The sequence below is a fragment of the Streptomyces sp. NPDC051183 genome, from assembly GCF_040682455.1.
In the GTDB taxonomy this organism is placed as follows: domain Bacteria; phylum Actinomycetota; class Actinomycetes; order Streptomycetales; family Streptomycetaceae; genus Streptomyces.
The window spans coordinates 92,357-110,680 of record NZ_JBFBBA010000015.1; the positions used below are offsets into that span (position 1 = coordinate 92,357).

Sequence of the window (18,324 nt, forward strand, 5' to 3'; positions counted from 1 at the left end):
AATGACCACCGGATCAGGCCAAATGAGTCCGGTCCCGGGTCATTTGTCGCAGGCGATGCCGTCGTTGTCGCGGTCGAGGTTCTTGCTGTAGCCGGGCTGACCGCGGCGGATGGGGGCGGCGCCCGCGGCCTTGGCCTCGGCGCAGCTCTTGTACGTGACCGACCCGCCGCCGGTGGTGCCGCCAGTGGTGGTGCCGCCGTTGCCGCCGTTGCCGCCGGGCGCGGGGGTGGGCGTCGACTTCGGCGCCGGTGTGCGGCCGGGGGCCTTGGAGGGGTGCAGAGCGGCGCCGGCCTGCGCCGGGCAGGGCGTGCCGGGCGCGGTCACGGACAGCTCGACGGCGGTGGTCGGCGGGAGGGCGCTGCCGGCCGCCGGGGTCTGGAAGCAGACCGTCCACTGGGAGCGGTCGGCGGCGAGCTTGACGTCGCTGTACGCGGCGCGCACCTCGACGGGCGTGGTGACCAACGGCTTCAAGGCGGCCTCGGCGGCGGCGTACCGCTGCCCGATCAGCGAGGGCATCACCGGCTGCGGCGAAGGGCCGGCCGCACTCGGGGCAGGGGCGGGACCGGCCTTGCCCGAGCCACCCTTCGCCGTGCCTCCCTCGCACCCGGCCCCGAGCAACACGACAACGCCCGTAACGGCGGCGACGGCAAAACCCCTGCGGTGGAACATCGATACCCCCGAACTCAACCCCGACGCACAACCGCCGCAGCCTATGCGCGCTCGCCCGCCGGTGAACCCCGAACCCGAAACCCGGCCCGTGATCCACGCCACCGCTTCCGCGTTGCCGCCGGTGGATGCGTCTGGGCGTGCGAAGGCCCCCGCCAGGGGGCCGGCGGGGGCCTTCGTCGTGTTTTCGGTGTGGCCGGGTTCCTAGATGTCCCGGAAGATCTCGATCTGGGCGCCCACCGAGTTGAGGCGTTCCGCCAGTTCCTCGTAGCCGCGGTTGATGACGTAGACGTTGCGCAGGACCGAGGTGCCCTCGGCCGCCATCATCGCGAGGAGGACGACCACCGCCGGGCGCAGGGCCGGGGGGCACATCATTTCCGCCGCGCGCCAGCGGGTGGGGCCCTCGACCAGGACGCGGTGGGGGTCCAGGAGCTGGAGGCGGCCGCCGAGGCGGTTGAGGTCGGTCAGGTAGATGGCCCGGTTGTCGTACACCCAGTCGTGGATCAGGGTCTGGCCCTGGGCGACGGCGGCGATGGCCGCGAAGAACGGGACGTTGTCGATGTTCAGCCCGGGGAAGGGCATCGGGTGGATCTTGTCGATCGGCGCTTCGAGCTTCGACGGGCGGACCGTGAGGTCCACCAGGCGGGTGCGGCCGTTGTCGGCCGTGTACTCCGCCGAGCGGTCGTGGTCGAGGCCCATCTCCTCCAGGACCGCGAGCTCGATCTCCATGAACTCGATCGGCACCCGGCGGATCGTCAGCTCGGACTCCGTGACCACCGCGGCGGCGAGCAGGCTCATCGCCTCGACCGGGTCCTCGGAGGGGGAGTAGTCCACGTCCACGTCGATGTTCGGGACGCCGTGCACGGTCAGCGTGGTGGTGCCGATGCCCTCCACCTCGACGCCCAGGGCCTCCAGGAAGAAGCACAGGTCCTGGACCATGTAGTTGGAGGAGGCGTTGCGGATGACCGTGACGCCGTCGTGCCGCGCGGCGGCCAGCAGCGCGTTCTCGGTGACCGTGTCCCCGCGCTCGGTCAGCACGATCGGACGGCCGGGGGAGACCCCCGCCTCGACCTGCGCGTGGTAGATGCCCTCGGTCGCGGTGATGTCCAGGCCGAAGCGGCGCAGGGCGATCATGTGCGGCTCGATGGTGCGGGTGCCGAGGTCGCAGCCGCCCGCGTACGGCAGCCGGAAGCGGTCCATCCGGTGCAGCAGGGGGCCCAGGAACATGATGATGCTGCGGGTACGGCGCGCCGCGTCCGCGTCGATGGCGTCCATGTCGAGGCGGGCCGGCGGCACGATCTCCAGGTCCACGCCGTCGTTGATCCAGCGGGTGCGGACGCCGATGGAGTTCAGGACCTCCAGGAGGCGGTAGACCTCCTCGATGCGGGCCACGCGCCGGAGCACCGTACGGCCCTTGTTGAGGAGGGTGGCGCACAGCAGGGCGACACACGCGTTCTTGCTCGTCTTGACGTCGATCGCACCGGACAGCCGGCGCCCGCCGACGACGCGCAGGTGCATCGGGCCGGCGTAGCCGAGGGAGACGATCTCGCTGTCGAGGGCTTCGCCGATCCGGGCGATCATCTCAAGGCTGATGTTCTGGTTGCCGCGTTCGATCCGGTTCACGGCGCTCTGGCTGGTGCCGAGCGCATCGGCGAGCTGGCTCTGTGTCCAGCCCCGGTGTTGCCGGGCGTCACGGATGAGCTTGCCGATGCGTACGAGGTAGTCGTCTGCCATGGCTGCACCGTATCTCAGATATGAGATTCCGCTCGCGTCGGGTGTGGCGTACGGGTGTTACCGGTCGTCAGCTCCCATGGTGGGGTCCGCGTGCGCGTGGTGCTCGACGAGGCGGCCCAGGAGCCGGACGAGCTGCTCGCGCTCGGATGCGGACAAAGGGGACAGGAGCTCCTCCTGGGCCGCGGCGAGGAGTTGTTCCAGTTTGCGCAGTCTGCGCCGGCCGGGCGGCGTGAGGGTGATGACGTTGCGCCGCCGGTCGCCGGGGTCGGGGGCCCGCTCGACCAGCTCGCGCTCGGCGAGTTCGTTGATGACCGCGACCAGGTCGCTGCGGTGGATGCCGGTGCGGCCGCTCAGTTCGGCCTGGCTCGCGGGTCCGAACTCCTCCAGGGCGACCAGGGCCGCGTAATGCCATTTGCGGGCATCTGCCCCGTTCAGTCCCTCGGTCACCAAGCGTTGGGCGTGCGTGGAGGCCTGCCCCAGCAGTCGGCTCGGCAGCTCCCGCAGTCGCGCCGGAACGGCCTGGCCCTCTTCCGTGATCATGCGCGGAGTCTACCCCTTGCGTTGGTGGCACTAACGATATAGCTTCGTTCGCGGCACTAACGTTAGTGTCACCAATGATTATTCGGGAAGGACCCTCCATGCCCACGATCGGCGTACTCGACTCGACGGTGTACTACGAGGAGCTCGGTGCGGGCGCCACCGGCACCCCGTACGTCTTCCTGCACGGCAACCCCACCTCCTCCCACCTCTGGCGCGGCGTACTGCCCCGGATCGAGGGCGCCGCACAGGGCCGGGTCCGCGTCCTCGCCCCGGACCTCATCGGCATGGGCCGCTCCGGCAAGCCCGGCGGCGCGTACCGCTTCGAGGACCACGCCCGCTACCTGGACGCCTGGTTCGACGCCCTCGGCCTGGAGCGGGCCGTCCTCGTCGGCCAGGACTGGGGCGGGGCGCTCGCCCTCGACCGGGCCGCCCGGCACCCCGGGCGGGTCCGCGGCATCGCCTTCATGGAAACGATCCTGCGGCCGTTGACCTGGGAGGAGTACCCGGCTGCCGCCCGCGCCCGGTTCGAGGCGTTGCGCACCCCGGGCCTGGGGGAGGAGATGGTCCTGGACCGCAACGTCTTCATCGAGGACGGCATCGGCCGGACGGTCCTGACCCCGATGGCCGCATCCGACCGGGCCGTCTACGCCGCCCCCTACCCCACCCGCGAGAGCCGGCTGCCGATGCTCCGGTGGGCCCGCTCGATGCCGCTCGGCGGCGAACCCGCCGACGTGGTCGCGCGGGTCGAGGCCTACGACGCGTGGCTCGCGGCCAGCCCCGGCGTGCCCAAACTGCTGCTCACCTTCGACGGCTCGCCCACGCTGATGGTCGGGGCCGAGCTGACCGCCTGGTGCCGGGAGAACATCTCGGCGCTGGAGACCGAGTACTGCGGCGCCGCCGGCCATCTGTGCCCGGAGGACCGGCCCGAGGAGATCGCCGCCGCCGTCAGCGCATGGGCGGCCCGCCACGGCCTCAGCGGCTGACGCCCGCGCGCGCTGCCCCCTCCGGCCCTGCGGAAGCCGGCGCCCCGAGGTCCTACGGCTCGCCCGCCGACTTGCGCAGGTGTTCGGCGAGCGTCTGGAAGACGAAGAAGTTCGGGATCTCGCTCACCCGCGCCCGGGCCATCGCCCGCCGCTGCCCCTTGAGCTGGACCCTGACCCGGCCGCCCGCGACGGAGACCTCCTCGACCCGGTCCCAGGACGCCGACCGCTCCCGCGCCGACATCGCCTCCCGGCTCAGGGAGAACGCGCCGAAGGCCACCGCCCGGCCCTCCCGGACCTCGGCCAGCGCCCTGGGCAGTTGGGCCGCCGTCACCGCCTCCTGGAGCGCGGGACCCCACCGGTCCGCGCCCGGCGCCACCCGGCCGGGCAGCAGGACCGAGCCGTCCGGGCGGGCGAGCCGGTACGCGTGGGTGGTGTGGGTGTGCGCCCCGTTGTAGAAGTGCCGTACGACGTTCTGGCACACCGAGAGCGCGTCCCAGCGGCATGCGGCGGTGGCGCCGTCGGCCTCCGCGACGACCAGCCCGTGCTCGAAGAAGTGCAGTTGCGTGCGCCCCCGGCCCGCGGCCCGGGCGGCCAGGGAGCGCATCCCCAGGGCCGCGGCGATGGCGCCCGCGGCCATCGGGGCCGCGGCGACGGACGTGTCGTAGCTCGCGGTGTGCCCGCCGAGCCCCGCCTCCTCGGCGGCCGACTCCACCCGCGGGCTCCCGGCGCCCGGTGCGGTCCGCCGGCTGCCGTCCGCTCCGGTCCCCGGATCCACCGCGACCAGCTCGGCGCCGCCCCCCGACGGCGCCGGGCCGGTCGCGGCCATCCGCGCTCTGGGCCCCTTGCCCGCGTACTGGGCCCAGACGTCGATCAGGCCATTGCCGTCGATCTCGACGGTGACCTCGATCCGCGGGGCGCCCCGGCGGCGGCCGGGCGGCGGCCCGGCCAGCTCGACCGTGCCCAGCAGCTCGTTCTCGGCGGCCACGGCGTGCTCGCCCTGGTGGACCCGGATGACCAGGGGGCCGCTTCCGGTGCGGTCGAAGAGCACGGTGCGCTTGGCCGGAATGGTGGTGTTGCGTTCGACGACGGGTGTCATGACGCCGCCCTCGGTCTCCACGCCCAGCGACTTGCAGGTGGCGTCGAGCAGCAGGGCGTCGCGGCACAGCCCCTTGAGGACGGCGGCCTGGATCGCGGCCCCGCCCGCGGCCCCTTCGTCCCCGTACGCCGCCCTGCCCGGCTCCAGTCCGCCGGTCAGCTCGCGTACGAGCTCCACGAGGGCGGGCATCCGGGTCGCGCCGCCGGCCAGCACGACGTGGTCGATGTCACGCAGCGGGATTCCCGAGTCCCTGGCGACCCCGTGGAAAACGGCGGCGCAGCGCCCCAGCAGGCCGCGGGTCAGCTGCTCGAACTCGGCGCGGGTCAGCCGCTCCTCCAGGTGCAGCGGCCCGCCGGGCGCGCCGGCGACGAACGGCAGGCTGACGGTGGTCTCGGTGGCAGAGGAGAGGTCGGTCTTCGCCCGCTCGGCCGCCTCGCGCAACCGCCGCGCCGTCGCCTCGTCCCCGTCCAGGTCGACCCCGTGCGCCTCGCGGAACCGCGCGGCGAGGCCGTCGGCCAGGGCCCGGTCCCATTCGGCGCCGCCCAGGCCGCAGTCGCCGGCGCCGGCCTTGACCTCGGCGACGAGCCTGCCGTCGGCCCGGCCGGTCTCCAGCAGGCATGCGTCGAAGCTGCCGCCGCCCAGGCGGAACACGAGCACGGTGTCGTCCCCGCCGGACCTGGCCACCCCGTTCGCCAGCGCCACCGCGGCCGGCTCGCTGAGGACGCGCAGCACATGGAGGCCCGCGAGCGCCCCGGCCTCCCGGGTGGCCTGCCGCTGGGCCTCGCCGAAGTCCGCCGGAACCGTGATCACGGCGTCGGTCACCGGCTCGCCGAGGTGGGCCTCGGCGTCCGCCTTGAGCCGGCCCAGCAGCAGCGCGGCGATCCGCTGCGCGGTGTACGTCTCCCCGTCGATCCGCAGCGTCCAGTCGGTTCCCAGGCGCCGCCGGATCCCGTCGACGGTCCGGGCGGCATTGGTGACGGCCTGGCGCCGGGCGGCCTCGCCGACCAGGACCTCGCCGTCCGCGGTGAAGGCGACCACGGCGGGGGTGGTGCGGGAGCCTCCGGCGCCGGGGACGGCCACCGGAGCGCCGCCGAACCCGTCCGCGCCCCCGGTGAATACGGACACGGCGCAGCGGTCCGTCCCCAGGTCGATCCCCACCGCACGTGCCACAGCCGCCCCCTGACGCGGAACCCCGGCCCCCCGGCCTCCTCGAAGCAGGATAGGGAGCGCGGGTGCGTGCACGTAGGGCGTACGGGGGCTCGGCGGCGGGCGGTGTTCGCGCCGTTCGCGCCGGTCGGTGCGCCGGACGAGGGCGTGCGCGAGGGCCCCGGCGGCAGGCCGTGACGGCGGGCCGACGGGTCCGCGCCTCGTCCGGGCCGCGGACATGTACTAGAGTTATCTCGACATCGAGATATCTGCCCAAGACGTACCGCAGCCGTCCCGCTGGTAAGGGTTACCTAACTTAGCCTCACCTTAGCGGATTGGCCAGAGTGCCTCGCGGCAGGATTGCGGTAAAAGCGCGAATTCATGCATGAAGGAGACTGTCGTGTCGGCGAACAGCTTCGACGCCCGCAGCACGCTGCAGGTGGGCGACGAGTCGTACGAGATCTTCAAGCTGGACAAGGTCGAGGGCTCCGCCCGCCTTCCCTACAGCCTGAAGGTCCTGCTGGAGAACCTGCTCCGCACCGAGGACGGCGCGAACATCACCGCCGACCACATCCGGTCGCTCGGCAACTGGGACTCGCAGGCCCAGCCCAGCGAGGAGATCCAGTTCACGCCGGCTCGCGTGATCATGCAGGACTTCACCGGTGTGCCCTGCGTCGTGGACCTCGCCACCATGCGTGAGGCCGTGAAGGCCCTCGGCGGCGACCCGGCGAAGATCAACCCGCTCTCGCCCGCCGAGATGGTCATCGACCACTCGGTCATCGCCGACAAGTTCGGCACGAAGGACGCCTTCGCGCAGAACGTCGAGCTGGAGTACGGCCGCAACAAGGAGCGCTACCAGTTCCTGCGCTGGGGCCAGACCGCCTTCGACGACTTCAAGGTCGTCCCCCCGGGCACCGGCATCGTCCACCAGGTCAACATCGAGCACCTGGCCCGCACGGTCATGGTCCGGGGCGGCCAGGCGTACCCGGACACCCTCGTCGGCACCGACTCGCACACCACCATGGTCAACGGCCTGGGCGTGCTGGGCTGGGGCGTCGGCGGCATCGAGGCCGAGGCCGCGATGCTCGGCCAGCCGGTCTCCATGCTGATCCCGCGCGTCGTCGGCTTCAAGCTGACCGGCGAGCTGCCCACCGGCACCACCGCCACCGACCTCGTGCTGACCATCACCGAGATGCTCCGCAAGCACGGCGTCGTCGGCAAGTTCGTCGAGTTCTACGGTGAGGGCGTCGCCGCCACCTCCCTCGCGAACCGCGCCACCATCGGCAACATGTCGCCGGAGTTCGGCTCCACCGCCGCGATCTTCCCGATCGACGACGAGACCCTGAAGTACCTGCGCCTGACCGGCCGCGACGCCCAGCAGGTCGCGCTGGTCGAGGCGTACGCCAAGGAGCAGGGCCTGTGGCTGGACCCGGCCGCCGAGCCCGACTTCTCCGAGAAGCTGGAGCTCGACCTCTCCACGGTCGTCCCCTCCATCGCAGGCCCGAAGCGCCCGCAGGACCGCATCGTCCTCGCCAACGCCTCGCAGCAGTTCGCCCAGGACGTGCGCAACTACGTCGAGGACGACGACGAGGCGGGCAAGGAGTCCTTCCCGGCCTCCGACGCCCCGGCCGCCACCAACGGCGTGCCGAGCCGCCCGACCCAGGTCACCCTGGCCGACGGCACCTCCTTCGAGATCGACCACGGTGCCGTCACCGTCGCCGCGATCACCTCCTGCACCAACACCTCGAACCCCTACGTCATGGTCGCCGCGGCGCTCGTGGCCAAGAAGGCGGTCGAGAAGGGCCTGTCCCGCAAGCCGTGGGTCAAGACCACCCTGGCCCCGGGCTCGAAGGTCGTCACCGACTACTTCGACAAGGCCGGCCTGACCCCGTACCTCGACAAGATGGGCTTCAACCTCGTCGGGTACGGCTGCACCACCTGCATCGGCAACTCCGGTCCGCTGGACGAGGAGATCTCGAAGGCGATCAACGAGCACGACCTCGCGGTCACCTCGGTCCTCTCGGGCAACCGCAACTTCGAGGGCCGCATCAACCCCGACGTCAAGATGAACTACCTGGCCTCCCCGCCGCTGGTCGTCGCGTACGCCATCGCGGGCTCCATGAAGGTGGACATCACCACCGACGCCATCGGCACCGACACCGAGGGCAACCCGGTCTTCCTGAAGGACATCTGGCCCTCCGAGGCCGAGGTCAACGACGTCGTGGCGAACGCCATCGGCGAGGACATGTTCAGCAAGTCCTACCAGGACGTCTTCGCGGGCGACGCCCAGTGGCAGGCGCTGTCGATCCCGACCGGCAACACCTTCGAGTGGGACCCGCAGTCCACCTACGTCCGCAAGCCCCCTTACTTCGAGGGCATGACGATGGAGACCACCCCGGTCTCCGACATCGCCGGCGCGCGCGTGCTGGCGAAGCTGGGCGACTCGGTCACCACCGACCACATCTCCCCGGCCGGTGCGATCAAGGCCGACACCCCGGCCGGCAAGTACCTCACCGAGCACGGTGTCGAGCGCCGCGACTTCAACTCGTACGGTTCCCGCCGCGGCAACCACGAGGTCATGATCCGCGGTACGTTCGCCAACATCCGCCTGCGCAACCAGATCGCGCCGGGCACCGAGGGCGGCTTCACCCGCGACTTCACCGTCGACGGTGCGCCGGTCTCCTTCATCTACGACGCCTCGCAGAACTACCAGGCCGCCGGCATCCCGCTGGTCATCCTGGCGGGCAAGGAGTACGGCTCGGGCTCGTCCCGCGACTGGGCCGCCAAGGGCACCGCGCTGCTCGGCGTCAAGGCCGTCATCGCCGAGTCCTACGAGCGCATCCACCGCTCCAACCTGATCGGCATGGGCGTCCTGCCCCTGCAGTTCCCCGAGGGCGTCACCGCGGCCTCCCTGGGCCTCACCGGCGAGGAGACCTTCGCCTTCACCGGTGTGGAGGAGCTGAACAACGGCACCACCCCGCGCACGGTCAAGGTGACCACCGACACCGGCGTGGAGTTCGACGCGGTCGTCCGCATCGACACGCCGGGTGAGGCGGACTACTACCGCAACGGCGGCATCATGCAGTACGTGCTCCGCAACCTCATCCGCGGCTAAGCTCTCAAACGCTTAGGCGAATCGGCACCAAAGGGCCGTATCCCCGTTAAGGGGGTACGGTCCTTCCGCTTTTCGTGGTTGCGGTTCCAGATGACGGACAGGTCTCAACTCGGAAAAGCTGGCGGTCATCCTTGCGCACGATCTTGCTCAGCCGACCGGAAGTGGACTATACCTGTGCCCGTCCGGACCGCCGCGCTACGAGCGGCCCCGGACCGGGGGACGGCAGGGACCTGCGGCGATGCCCGTATGAACGGCAACTGCCGTGGTTTCCGGCCTCCTTCACACTCCTGACGAAGGCGAGGACATGAGCATGGGATCCACTGGTGAGGGCCTCGGCCGCCGCGATCTGATCAAGCGTTCCGCAGCACTCGGACTTATCACCGTGCCGACGATGAGCTTCCTGTCCGCCTGCGCCTCCGGCGGCGAGGAGAAGCCGAAGGACGCCCCCTCCGGCGCGGCGATCAGCAAGGAGAACCCCTTCGGCGTGGCGAAGGGCAGCAAGCTCGACGTGGTCGTCTTCAAGGGCGGCTACGGCGACGAGTACGCCAAGGCGTGGGAGGCCGCCTTCGACAAGAAGTGGGGCACGACCTCCTCCCACCTCGCCACCCAGGAGATCACCTCCAAGCTCCAGCCGCGCTTCAACGGCGGCAACCCGCCGGACGTCGTCGACGACTCCGGCGCCCAGCAGATCAAGCTGGACGTCCTCGTCAAGGGCAACCAGCTCGCCGACCTCACCCCGGTGCTCGACGCGCCCTCGCTCGACGACCCCACCAAGAAGGTCCGGGACATGCTGATCGCCGGCACCATCGAGGGCGGCATGCAGGGCGGCAAGTTCGTCTCGCTGAACTACGTCTACACCGTCTGGGGCCTGTGGTACTCCGGCAAGCTCTTCAAGGAGAAGGGCTGGACCCCGCCGAAGACCTGGGACGAGTTCCTCGCCGTCTGTACGAAGGCCAAGGACGCCGGCATCGGCGGTCTCGCCCACCAGGGCAAGTACCCGTACTACATCAACGTCGCCATCATGGACCTGATCGCCAAGAAGGGCGGCCTGGATGCCATGAAGGCGATCGACAACCTCGAACCGAATGCCTTCGAGAACAACCCGGTCGCCCTGGAGGCGGTCGAGGCGGTCTACGAGATCGTCGAGAAGAACCTCCTGATGCCGGGCACCAACGGCCTCACCCACACCGAGTCCCAGACCCAGTGGAACCAGTACAAGGCCGCCTTCATCACCTCCGGCTCCTGGCTGGAGAACGAGCAGCTCAAGCAGACCCCGGACGACTTCGACATGCAGTTCCTGCCGATGCCCGTCCTGGCCGGCAGCAAGCTGCCGTTCGAGGCCATCCGGGCCGGCGCCGGCGAGCCCTTCATCGTCCCGGAGAAGGCCGCGAACAAGGCCGGCGGCCTGGAGTTCATCCGTTCGATGCTGTCGCGCGAATGGTCGACGATCTTCGCCAAGGAAGCCAACTCGCTGACTGTCGTCAAGGACGGCGTGGACCCGGCCGTTCAGCTGCGACCCGGCACCAAGTCCGCGGTCGCGGCCCTCAAGGCGGCGGGGGACAACACCTTCAACTACCGTTACCCGGACTGGTACAGCGAGATGGACACGGAGATCCAGAACGCGTCCAATGAGCTGATGGCCAAGCGCATCCAGCCCAAGGAATGGATCAAGCGGGCCCAGGCTGCGGTAAACAAGGCGACCCAGGACCCGAACGCCAAGAACAACAAGCGCAGCTGACGCAGCGTCCACCGGTCACCGGGCAACACCAGGGACGGACACCATGAGCCAAGTAGCCAACAGCAAGGGACGGGGCGGCTTCATCGCCGGCTTCCTCTTCCTGCCCCTCGCGCTGTACCTGACCTTTGTCATCTGGCCGTACATTCAGACGTTCGGCTATTCCTTCACCAACTGGACCGGCCAGTCACCGACATTCGACTTCGTCGGCCTGGACAACTACTCGGCCCTGATGAAGGACGAGGTCTTCCGAGGCGCACTGCTGCACAACCTGCTGCTCCTGGTGTTCGTCCCCGCGGTCACCATCCTGATCTCCCTGTTCTTCGCCTTCATGCTGAACGCCGGCGGGCGCAGCGGGGCCGGCGGCGTCCAGGGGGTCCGGGGATCGGCGCTCTACAAGATCGTCTACTTCTTCCCGCAGGTGCTCTCCCTCGCCATCCTCGCGGTGCTCTTCGGCGCCGTGTACCGCAGTGACCAGGGAGGACTGCTCAACGGCTTCCTCATGAAGCTGGGCCTGGTCGACCCGCAGCACCCCGTCGAATGGCTCAACGAGCCCAAGTTCGTCCTGTGGTGCCTGCTCCTGGTCGTCGTCTGGCACGGGGTCGGCTTCTACCTCGTGCTCTTCTCGGCGGCCATGCAGTCGGTCCCCAAGGACATCTACGAAGCAGCCCTGCTCGACGGCGCGGGGCGCGCCCAGACCTTCTTCAAGGTCACGCTGCCGCTGCTGTGGGATTCTGTGCAGACCTCCGCGGTCTACCTGGGCATCGCCGCGATGGACATGTTCGTCCTCGTGTCGACCATGACCTCGGGCCAGTTCGGCGGCGGACCCGACCACCACAGCGAGGTCATGGCGACGGTGCTGATGCGCAACTTCCTCCACTTCGGCAAGGCGGGCTACGCCTGCGCCATGGGGGTCGTCATGCTCCTCCTCACCCTGATCCTCTCCGTCATCACGCTGCGTGCCACCCGCCGCGAGCGCGTCGAGTTCTGAGCGGGAGACCACGATGACCACAGTGATCAAAGCACCGGGCGAGGCGGCCGCAGAGCGCACCGCCGGCACCGGTCAGGCCGGCGGCCGGAGCAAGGGCGGCTCCGACGGCATGGCCCTGAACGTCTTCTCCCACGGCTTCCTCGCCGTGTGGGGGATACTGATCGTCCTGCCCCTGATCTGGCTGGTGCTCGGCTCCTTCAAGACCGACGCGCAGATCGGCGGATCGGCCCTGAGCTGGCCGTCCCACTGGGAGTTCGACGCCTTCGGCCGGGCCTGGAGCAAGGGCATCGGGGACTACTTCGCCAACACGGTGATCGTGATGGCGTTCTCGGTCCCCCTGACCATGCTGCTCGGCTCGATGGCCGCGTACGTCCTGGCGCGCTACCCCTTCACGGGCAACCGGCTGATCTACTACTTCTTCGTCAGCGGGGCGATGTTCCCCGTCTTCCTGGCGCTCGTCCCGCTGTTCTTCATGGTGAAGCGGCTGGACATGCTCAACTCGTACCAGGGCCTGATCCTCGTGTACGTGGCCTACTCGATGCCCTTCACCGTCTTCTTCATGCACTCCTTCTTCCGCACGCTGCCGACGGCCGTGCACGAGGCGGCGGTGATCGACGGGGCCTCGCACACCCGGATCTTCTTCCAGGTGATGCTGCCGATGGCCAAGCCCGGCCTGATCAGCGTCGGGATATTCAACATGCTGGGCCAGTGGAACCAGTACATCCTGCCGTCCGTACTGATGCAGCCGCAGACGGGATCGGACCCCGAGCGGTACATGCTCACCCAGGGCCTCATCCAACTCCAGTACCAGATGGGCTACGAGACGGACCTGCCGGTGCTGTTCGCCGGCGTCACCATCGCGATGATCCCGATGCTGGTGGTCTACCTGTCCTTCCAGCGCCAGATCCAGGCCGGACTGACCTCGGCCACCCTCAAGTAGCCCGGGGTCACCCCGTGGTGTCGGGGACGACCGACCAGCTGACCGCCGAGACCGAGGGGTCGAGCGAGAGGTTGCTGACCGCTTCCTCCAGCGCCCGGCCCCCCTGCCCCTCGGCGGTCAGCAGCGCCGACACCGTCACCAGGCCGTCCTTGGGGCCGTCCTGGCTGCGGATCGAGCGCAGCTGGTAGCCGGGCCGGCCCAGCGCGTCGACCAGCCGGTGGCGGATGTGGGCCTCCTCCGCCTCCAGGCACACCGCCTCGAAGTGGAAGTCGGTGGCCACCTCGGCCCCGCCGCGCGGTTCGCGGTCCAGGCGCCGGCCCAGCGGGCGCAGCAGGAGGTTGGCCCCCACCACGCCCGCCGTGCCGAAGGCGGCCAGTACGAACAGGCCCACGCCGGCCAGGCAGCCCACGGCCGCCGAACACCACAGGGTGGCGGCCGTGTTCAGACCCCGGACGCTCAGCCCGTCCCGCATGATCACCCCGGCGCCGAGGAAACCGATCCCGGAGACGATCTGCGCCGCGACCCGCGAGCCGTCGTAGCTCACCTCCGAGGCCGCGCTCAGGAACCCGTACTGCGAGAGCAGCACGAACAGCGCCGCGCCACCCGCCACCAGGGCGTTCGTACGCAGTCCCGCCATCCGGGCGCGCCACTGCCGTTCCAGGCCGATCGCCGCTCCGAATCCGAGCGCGGCGGCCAGGTGTCCGGCCATCTCCCATTCGCTGAGCAGCATCGGCCTCTCTCCTTTCCTTGTTCTTTCAGAGCCAGGTGCTGAACTTGCGGATGTACCAGGTCTTCACGAACTGCGTGAGCGTGCAGTACGCGAGCAGTACGCCGATCAGCCACGGGAAGTAGCTCGCCGGCAGGGCCACGAAGCCCAGCGAGGACGCGAGCGGCGAGAAGGGCAGGTAGAGCCCGGTCAGCACCGCGAGGACGGTCATCACCATCACCGGCCAGGAGGCCCGCGACTGGATGAAGGGGATCTTGCGGGTGCGGATCATGTGGACGATCAGGGTCTGCGAGAGCAGGCCCTCGATGAACCAGCCGGACTGGAAGAGCGACGCGCCGGCCTCGGTGTTGGCGCCGAAGACGTTCCACATGATCAGGAACATCGAGATGTCGAAGATCGAGCTGACGGGGCCGATGGTCACCATGAAGCGGAAGATGCCCTTGGCGTCCCAGTTGCGCGGCTTGCGCAGGTACTCCTCGTCCATCCGGTCCCACGGCGTGGCCAGCTGGGAGATGTCGTAGACCAGGTTCTGCACCAGCAGCATGATCGCGAGCATCGGCTGGAAGGGGATGAACGCGCTCGCCACCAGCACCGAGAAGACATTGCCGAAGTTCGACGACGCCGTCATCTTGATGTACTTGATCGTGTTGCCGAAGGTGGTCCGGCCCTGGACGACGCCCTGCTCCAGGACGGTCAGGTCCTTCTCCAGCAGGATGATGTCGGCGGACTCCTTGGCGATGTCGACCGCGGTGTCGACCGAGATGCCGACGTCGGCGTCGCGCAGCGCCGCCGCGTCGTTGATGCCGTCCCCGAGGAAGCCGACGGTGTGCCCGTCCGCCTGCAGGGCCCGTACGATCCGGGCCTTCTGGACGGGGTTGACCTTGGCGAAGACCGTCGTACGGGCGGCCAGCGCGCGCAGCGCCGGGTCGTCGAGGCCGTCGATCTCGGAGCCGGGGACCACGTGGCCCACCTCGATGCCGACGTCGGCGCACACCCGGGCGGCGACGAGCTCGTTGTCGCCGGTGACCACCTTCACCGCGATGCCCTTGTCGGCGAGGCCCTGCAGGGCCGCGGCGGCGTCGGCCTTCGGCGGGTCGAGGAAGGCGAGGAAGCCGACCAGGGTCAGCTGGTCCTCGTCGGCGACGGTGTAGGTGTCGCGCGGGCTGCGGACGGTGCGGGTGGCGACGGCCAGGACGCGCAGGCCCTGCCGGTTGTTGTCCTCGGCGATGCGGGTGACGTGCCAGCGCAGCTGTTCGGTCAGCTCGACCTTCCTGCCGCGGTCCGTCATGTGCGTGCAGAGGTCCAGGACCTCTTCGACGGCGCCCTTGGTGATCATGACGTGCTCGGCGCGGCCGAGTCCGCCCACGACGCTGTTGCGGTTGAGGACCACGGACATCCTGCGCCGGGCGAAGTCGAAGGGGATCTCGTCGACCATCGAGAACCGTGCGTCGACGACAACCTCCTCGGCCTCGTCCACGCGGTCGATGACCGCCTGGTCCATCAGGTTCTTCAGGCCGGTCTGGAAGTGCGAGTTGAGGTAGCCGTACTCCAGGACCTCGTTGTCCTCGTTGCCGTGCACGTCCAGGTAGCGGTCCAGGACGATCCGGTCCTCGGTGAGGGTGCCGGTCTTGTCGGTGCAGAGCACGTCCATCGCGCCCAGGTTCTGGATCGCGTTGAGCCGCTTGACGACGACCTTGCGCTTGGACATGGCCACCGCGCCGCGCGCCAGGTTGGCGGAGACGACCATCGGCAGCATCTCGGGGGTCAGGCCGACCGCCACGGCGATACCGAAGAGGAAGGCTTCGTTCCAGTCGCCCTTGGTCAGGCCGTTGATCATGAAGACGACCGGGACCATGACCAGCATGAAGCGGATCAGCAGGAAGCTGACCTTGCGCACGCCGGTGTCGAAGTTGGTCTGCGGGCGCTCGCCGACCAGCGAGCCGGCCATCGAGCCGAAGTAGGTGCCGGCGCCGGTGGCGACGACGACTCCGGTGGCGGTGCCGGAGGTGACCGAAGTCCCCATCAGGCAGAGGTTGTCGGCCTCGACCGGGTCGGTGGTCTCCTGCTGGCCCAGGTCCTCGGACCGGGTGTCGGCCTTGGCGACCGGCAGGGACTCGCCGGACAGCGCGGCCTGGCTGACCATCAGGTCCTTGGAGGTGATGAGCCGCAGGTCGGCCGGGATCAGGTCGCCGGCCGCCAGCTTGACCAGGTCGCCCGGGACCACCTGGTCCATGGGCACCTCGAAGGTGGTCGGGCCCGAGCCGCTGCCGGCCCGGCGCTGCACCGCGCAGGTGGTGGTGACGAGCTGCTTCAGCGCGTCGGCGGCGCGGCCCGAGCGGAACTCCTGCCAGAAGCGCAGCAGTCCGCTGATCGCCACCATCACGGAGAGGATGATGACGCCCGGGTCCTCGGGGTCCTGCCAGTACATGATCGCGGCCAGGAAGACCAGGACGGCGATGAAGGGGTTCCAGAAGGCCTTCGCCAGCTGGACGAACCAGAGCGGGGCGCGCTCCTGGGCGACGACGTTGGTGCCGTGCCGCTCCAGGCGCAGGGCGGCCTCGGTGTGGGTGAGGCCGGTGCGCGAGGTGTCCACATCCTGAAGGACCTGGATCCCCGGGCGGGCGCTGATCGCGGTGAGGCGCTCGCCGACGAGGCGGGTACGGGACTCCAGCTCGGCGGCCTTGCGCTCGCGGCGGCTCCGGCCCGGCGGTGCGAGCTTGGCGGGGGTACGAGGGGTGAGCATGGTCATGACGAATACCTCCCTCCACGGCGTCCGGGCAGCACGGAGCCGCACGGTCACGTGGAGTGATCATGGGTCGGCGCACGGGTGGCCCGAAGGGGCCGCGGATACGCCGAGGGGCATGGATGACGCGGGCCCGGCGGAAGGACCGGGAGGCCCGCGGAAGGGGTTGCGAAGATGAATGCAGGAGGCGTCGCGGCGGCGGAGTACCGCGGCCGGGCGCACACTCGAAGAAAGGGTCAGCCGGTCAGAACGGGTCTGAGCTGGTCAGCCGACGAGAGCGCTGCAAGGACTTCGATCGGGACTCATCCCGAACACCTCCTTGCGTAGCGCGGTCATTGAAAGGCGCCCGGTCCGGCCGGAAGAGGCCGCAGAGGATCGGCGCCTCAGCGACCGTAGCACGATCTCTGGGACCTTTCTCTCCTCCTTTTGACCGGTAGTGCCTGATTCGTGCGGCGCCAACCCCTTGACGTCGCGATGAGCAAAGGCTCGACTTAAGGTTCACAAGTTGGAGAGACGCCGGGGTCTCGGAGCACGCAGCCGCGACGGCCCGGCCGGGGGGCGACGGCTGGCCGTCGCTTATGGGCAGGAGTGGATGAGTCGTGCAGACTCCCGGATCGCAGTCCTCGCTGCACCGCGCGAACCTGGAACGGGTCGTACGCGCGGTGCGGCTCGCGGGTTCGCTGACCCAGGCGGAGATCGCCCGTACCACCGGACTGTCGGCGGCCACGGTCTCGAACATCGTCCGGGAGCTCAAGGAGGCCGGGACCGTCGAGGTCACGGACACCTCGGCCGGCGGCCGGCGGGCGCGCAGCGTCTCGCTCAGCGGTGACGCCGGCATCGTCATCGGCGTCGACTTCGGCCACACCCACCTGCGGGTGGCCGTCGGGAACCTGGCCCACCAGGTCCTCGCCGAGGAGTCCGAGCCGCTGGATGTGGACGCCTCCTGGACGGACGGCTTCGACCGGGCCGAGGCCCTGGTCGGCCGGCTGATCGCGTCCATCGGAGTGGGCCTGGAGAAGGTCATCGGCGTCGGGCTCGGCGTGCCCGGGCCGATCGACGTGGAGTCCGGAACCCTCGGCTCCACCGCGATCCTGCCCGGCTGGGCCGGGATCAACCCCCGCCAGGAGCTCTCGCAGCGCCTGGGCGTGCCCGTGTACGTGGACAACGACGCGAACCTCGGGGCGCTCGGTGAACTCGTATGGGGGAGCGGGCGGGGAGTGAAGGACCTGGCCTACATCAAGGTCGCCAGCGGTGTCGGCGCCGGGCTGGTGATCAACGGCCAGATCTACCGCGGCCCCGGCGGAACCGCCGGCGAGATCGGGCACATCACGCTGGACGAGTCCGGCCCGGTCTGCCGCTGCGGCAACCGCGGCTGCCTGGAGACCTTCGCCGCCGCCCGCTACGTACTGCCGCTCCTCCAGGGCAGCCACGGACCGGAGTTGACGATGGAACGGGTGGTGGAGCTGGCCCGGGAGGGGGACCCGGGCTGCCGTCGCGTCGTCACGGACGTGGGCCGCCACATCGGCAGCGGCGTGGCCAGCCTGTGCAACCTCCTGAACCCGAGCCGGGTGGTGCTCGGGGGCTCGCTCGCCGACGCCGGTGAACTCGTACTGGCTCCCATCCGTGAATCCGTGGGGAGGTACGCGATTCCCAGCGCGGCCCGCCAGTTGTCGGTGCTGACGGGGTCGTTGGGCGGCCGGGCCGAGGTGCTGGGCGCGCTGGCCCTCGTACTCAGCGAGATGGGCGATTCGACCCTTTTGGCGGAAAATAGTAGTGGGGTGCGAGCTCCAGCCGTCTTGTCTTCAGTTAGATAACGGATGGCACCGTTGTCATCTCGTTAAGGATTCACTCCTTGACGCCAAGATTGCGGCCGGGGTTGACTCACATCCACCTCGGCCGCAGTGTTGC

The 18,324-nt window shown here is 69.8% G+C and carries 12 protein-coding genes; 6 read left to right on the forward strand and 6 right to left on the reverse strand.

Annotated features, from left to right (window positions below; all coding sequences use genetic code 11):
- Nucleotides 1-39: 39 nt before the first annotated feature.
- The 3 genes from AB0M99_RS15780 to AB0M99_RS15790 all read right to left on the reverse strand — a co-directional run bounded on the left by AB0M99_RS15780 (nt 40) and on the right by AB0M99_RS15790 (nt 2,940).
- Nucleotides 40-516, reverse strand: coding sequence for an excalibur calcium-binding domain-containing protein (locus AB0M99_RS15780; protein ID WP_365920576.1), 477 nt, complete (start codon nt 514-516; stop codon nt 40-42).
- A gap of 354 nt (nt 517-870) precedes the next feature.
- Nucleotides 871-2,400, reverse strand: coding sequence for a UDP-N-acetylglucosamine 1-carboxyvinyltransferase (locus tag AB0M99_RS15785; RefSeq protein WP_365920578.1), 1,530 nt, complete (start codon nt 2,398-2,400; stop codon nt 871-873).
- A gap of 57 nt (nt 2,401-2,457) precedes the next feature.
- Complete coding sequence (locus AB0M99_RS15790; protein ID WP_365920579.1) at nt 2,458-2,940, reverse strand: MarR family transcriptional regulator; 483 nt, start codon at nt 2,938-2,940, stop codon at nt 2,458-2,460.
- A gap of 98 nt (nt 2,941-3,038) precedes the next feature.
- Here AB0M99_RS15790 and AB0M99_RS15795 point away from each other — a divergent pair, with 98 nt between their 5' ends.
- Nucleotides 3,039-3,923: a haloalkane dehalogenase gene (locus AB0M99_RS15795; protein WP_365920581.1), complete on the forward strand. Its 885-nt coding sequence runs from the start codon at nt 3,039-3,041 to the stop codon at nt 3,921-3,923.
- Nucleotides 3,924-3,975: 52 nt separating this feature from the next.
- Here the strand turns inward: AB0M99_RS15795 and AB0M99_RS15800 are convergent, their stop codons facing one another.
- Nucleotides 3,976-6,189, reverse strand: coding sequence for a DUF6585 family protein (locus AB0M99_RS15800; protein WP_365920583.1), 2,214 nt, complete (start codon nt 6,187-6,189; stop codon nt 3,976-3,978).
- A 376-nt stretch (nt 6,190-6,565) separates the two neighbouring features.
- On the opposite strand from AB0M99_RS15800, the gene acnA reads away from it, so the two are divergent.
- The 4 genes from acnA to AB0M99_RS15820 all read left to right on the forward strand — a co-directional run bounded on the left by acnA (nt 6,566) and on the right by AB0M99_RS15820 (nt 12,946).
- Nucleotides 6,566-9,280 carry an aconitate hydratase AcnA gene (gene acnA / locus AB0M99_RS15805; RefSeq protein WP_365920585.1) on the forward strand — a complete coding sequence of 905 codons (2,715 nt, stop codon included), beginning with the start codon at nt 6,566-6,568 and terminating at the stop codon, nt 9,278-9,280.
- A gap of 304 nt (nt 9,281-9,584) precedes the next feature.
- Nucleotides 9,585-11,018 carry an N-acetylglucosamine/diacetylchitobiose ABC transporter substrate-binding protein gene (ngcE, locus tag AB0M99_RS15810; protein WP_365920587.1) on the forward strand — a complete coding sequence of 478 codons (1,434 nt, stop codon included), beginning with the start codon at nt 9,585-9,587 and terminating at the stop codon, nt 11,016-11,018.
- A 43-nt stretch (nt 11,019-11,061) separates the two neighbouring features.
- Nucleotides 11,062-12,006 (forward strand): sugar ABC transporter permease, encoded by a 945-nt coding sequence (locus tag AB0M99_RS15815; protein WP_365920589.1) that lies wholly within the window; start codon nt 11,062-11,064, stop codon nt 12,004-12,006.
- A gap of 13 nt (nt 12,007-12,019) precedes the next feature.
- Nucleotides 12,020-12,946: a carbohydrate ABC transporter permease gene (locus tag AB0M99_RS15820; RefSeq protein WP_365920591.1), complete on the forward strand. Its 927-nt coding sequence runs from the start codon at nt 12,020-12,022 to the stop codon at nt 12,944-12,946.
- 7 nt (nt 12,947-12,953) lie between these two features.
- Here the strand turns inward: AB0M99_RS15820 and AB0M99_RS15825 are convergent, their stop codons facing one another.
- Together AB0M99_RS15825 and mgtA are read right to left on the reverse strand one after the other, a co-directional pair.
- Entirely contained in the window at nt 12,954-13,676 is a 723-nt protein-coding gene (locus AB0M99_RS15825; RefSeq protein WP_365920593.1) for an MgtC/SapB family protein, read from the reverse strand.
- A 25-nt stretch (nt 13,677-13,701) separates the two neighbouring features.
- The gene (gene mgtA / locus AB0M99_RS15830) at nt 13,702-16,422 is read right to left on the reverse strand and encodes a magnesium-translocating P-type ATPase (protein ID WP_365920595.1); all 2,721 of its coding nucleotides are present in this window, start codon (nt 16,420-16,422) and stop codon (nt 13,702-13,704) included.
- Nucleotides 16,423-17,015: 593 nt separating this feature from the next.
- Here mgtA and AB0M99_RS15835 point away from each other — a divergent pair.
- The gene (locus tag AB0M99_RS15835) at nt 17,016-18,230 is read left to right on the forward strand and encodes an ROK family transcriptional regulator (RefSeq protein ID WP_365920597.1); all 1,215 of its coding nucleotides are present in this window, start codon (nt 17,016-17,018) and stop codon (nt 18,228-18,230) included.
- Nucleotides 18,231-18,324: the final 94 nt, after the last annotated feature.

Bases quoted from the DNA above. Each gene is read 5' to 3' on its own strand.
- AB0M99_RS15780 (WP_365920576.1), bottom strand. From the start codon at position 516: ATGCCCTCGCTGATCGGGCAGCGGTACGCCGCCGCCGAGGCCGCCTTG.
- AB0M99_RS15785 (WP_365920578.1), bottom strand. From the start codon at position 2,400: ATGGCAGACGACTACCTCGTACGCATCGGCAAGCTCATCCGTGACGCC.
- AB0M99_RS15790 (WP_365920579.1), bottom strand. From the start codon at position 2,940: ATGATCACGGAAGAGGGCCAGGCCGTTCCGGCGCGACTGCGGGAGCTG.
- AB0M99_RS15795 (WP_365920581.1), top strand. From the start codon at position 3,039: ATGCCCACGATCGGCGTACTCGACTCGACGGTGTACTACGAGGAGCTC.
- ngcE (WP_365920587.1), top strand. From the start codon at position 9,585: ATGAGCATGGGATCCACTGGTGAGGGCCTCGGCCGCCGCGATCTGATC.
- AB0M99_RS15815 (WP_365920589.1), top strand. From the start codon at position 11,062: ATGAGCCAAGTAGCCAACAGCAAGGGACGGGGCGGCTTCATCGCCGGC.
- AB0M99_RS15820 (WP_365920591.1), top strand. From the start codon at position 12,020: ATGACCACAGTGATCAAAGCACCGGGCGAGGCGGCCGCAGAGCGCACC.
- AB0M99_RS15825 (WP_365920593.1), bottom strand. From the start codon at position 13,676: ATGCTGCTCAGCGAATGGGAGATGGCCGGACACCTGGCCGCCGCGCTC.
- mgtA (WP_365920595.1), bottom strand. From the start codon at position 16,422: ATGACCATGCTCACCCCTCGTACCCCCGCCAAGCTCGCACCGCCGGGC.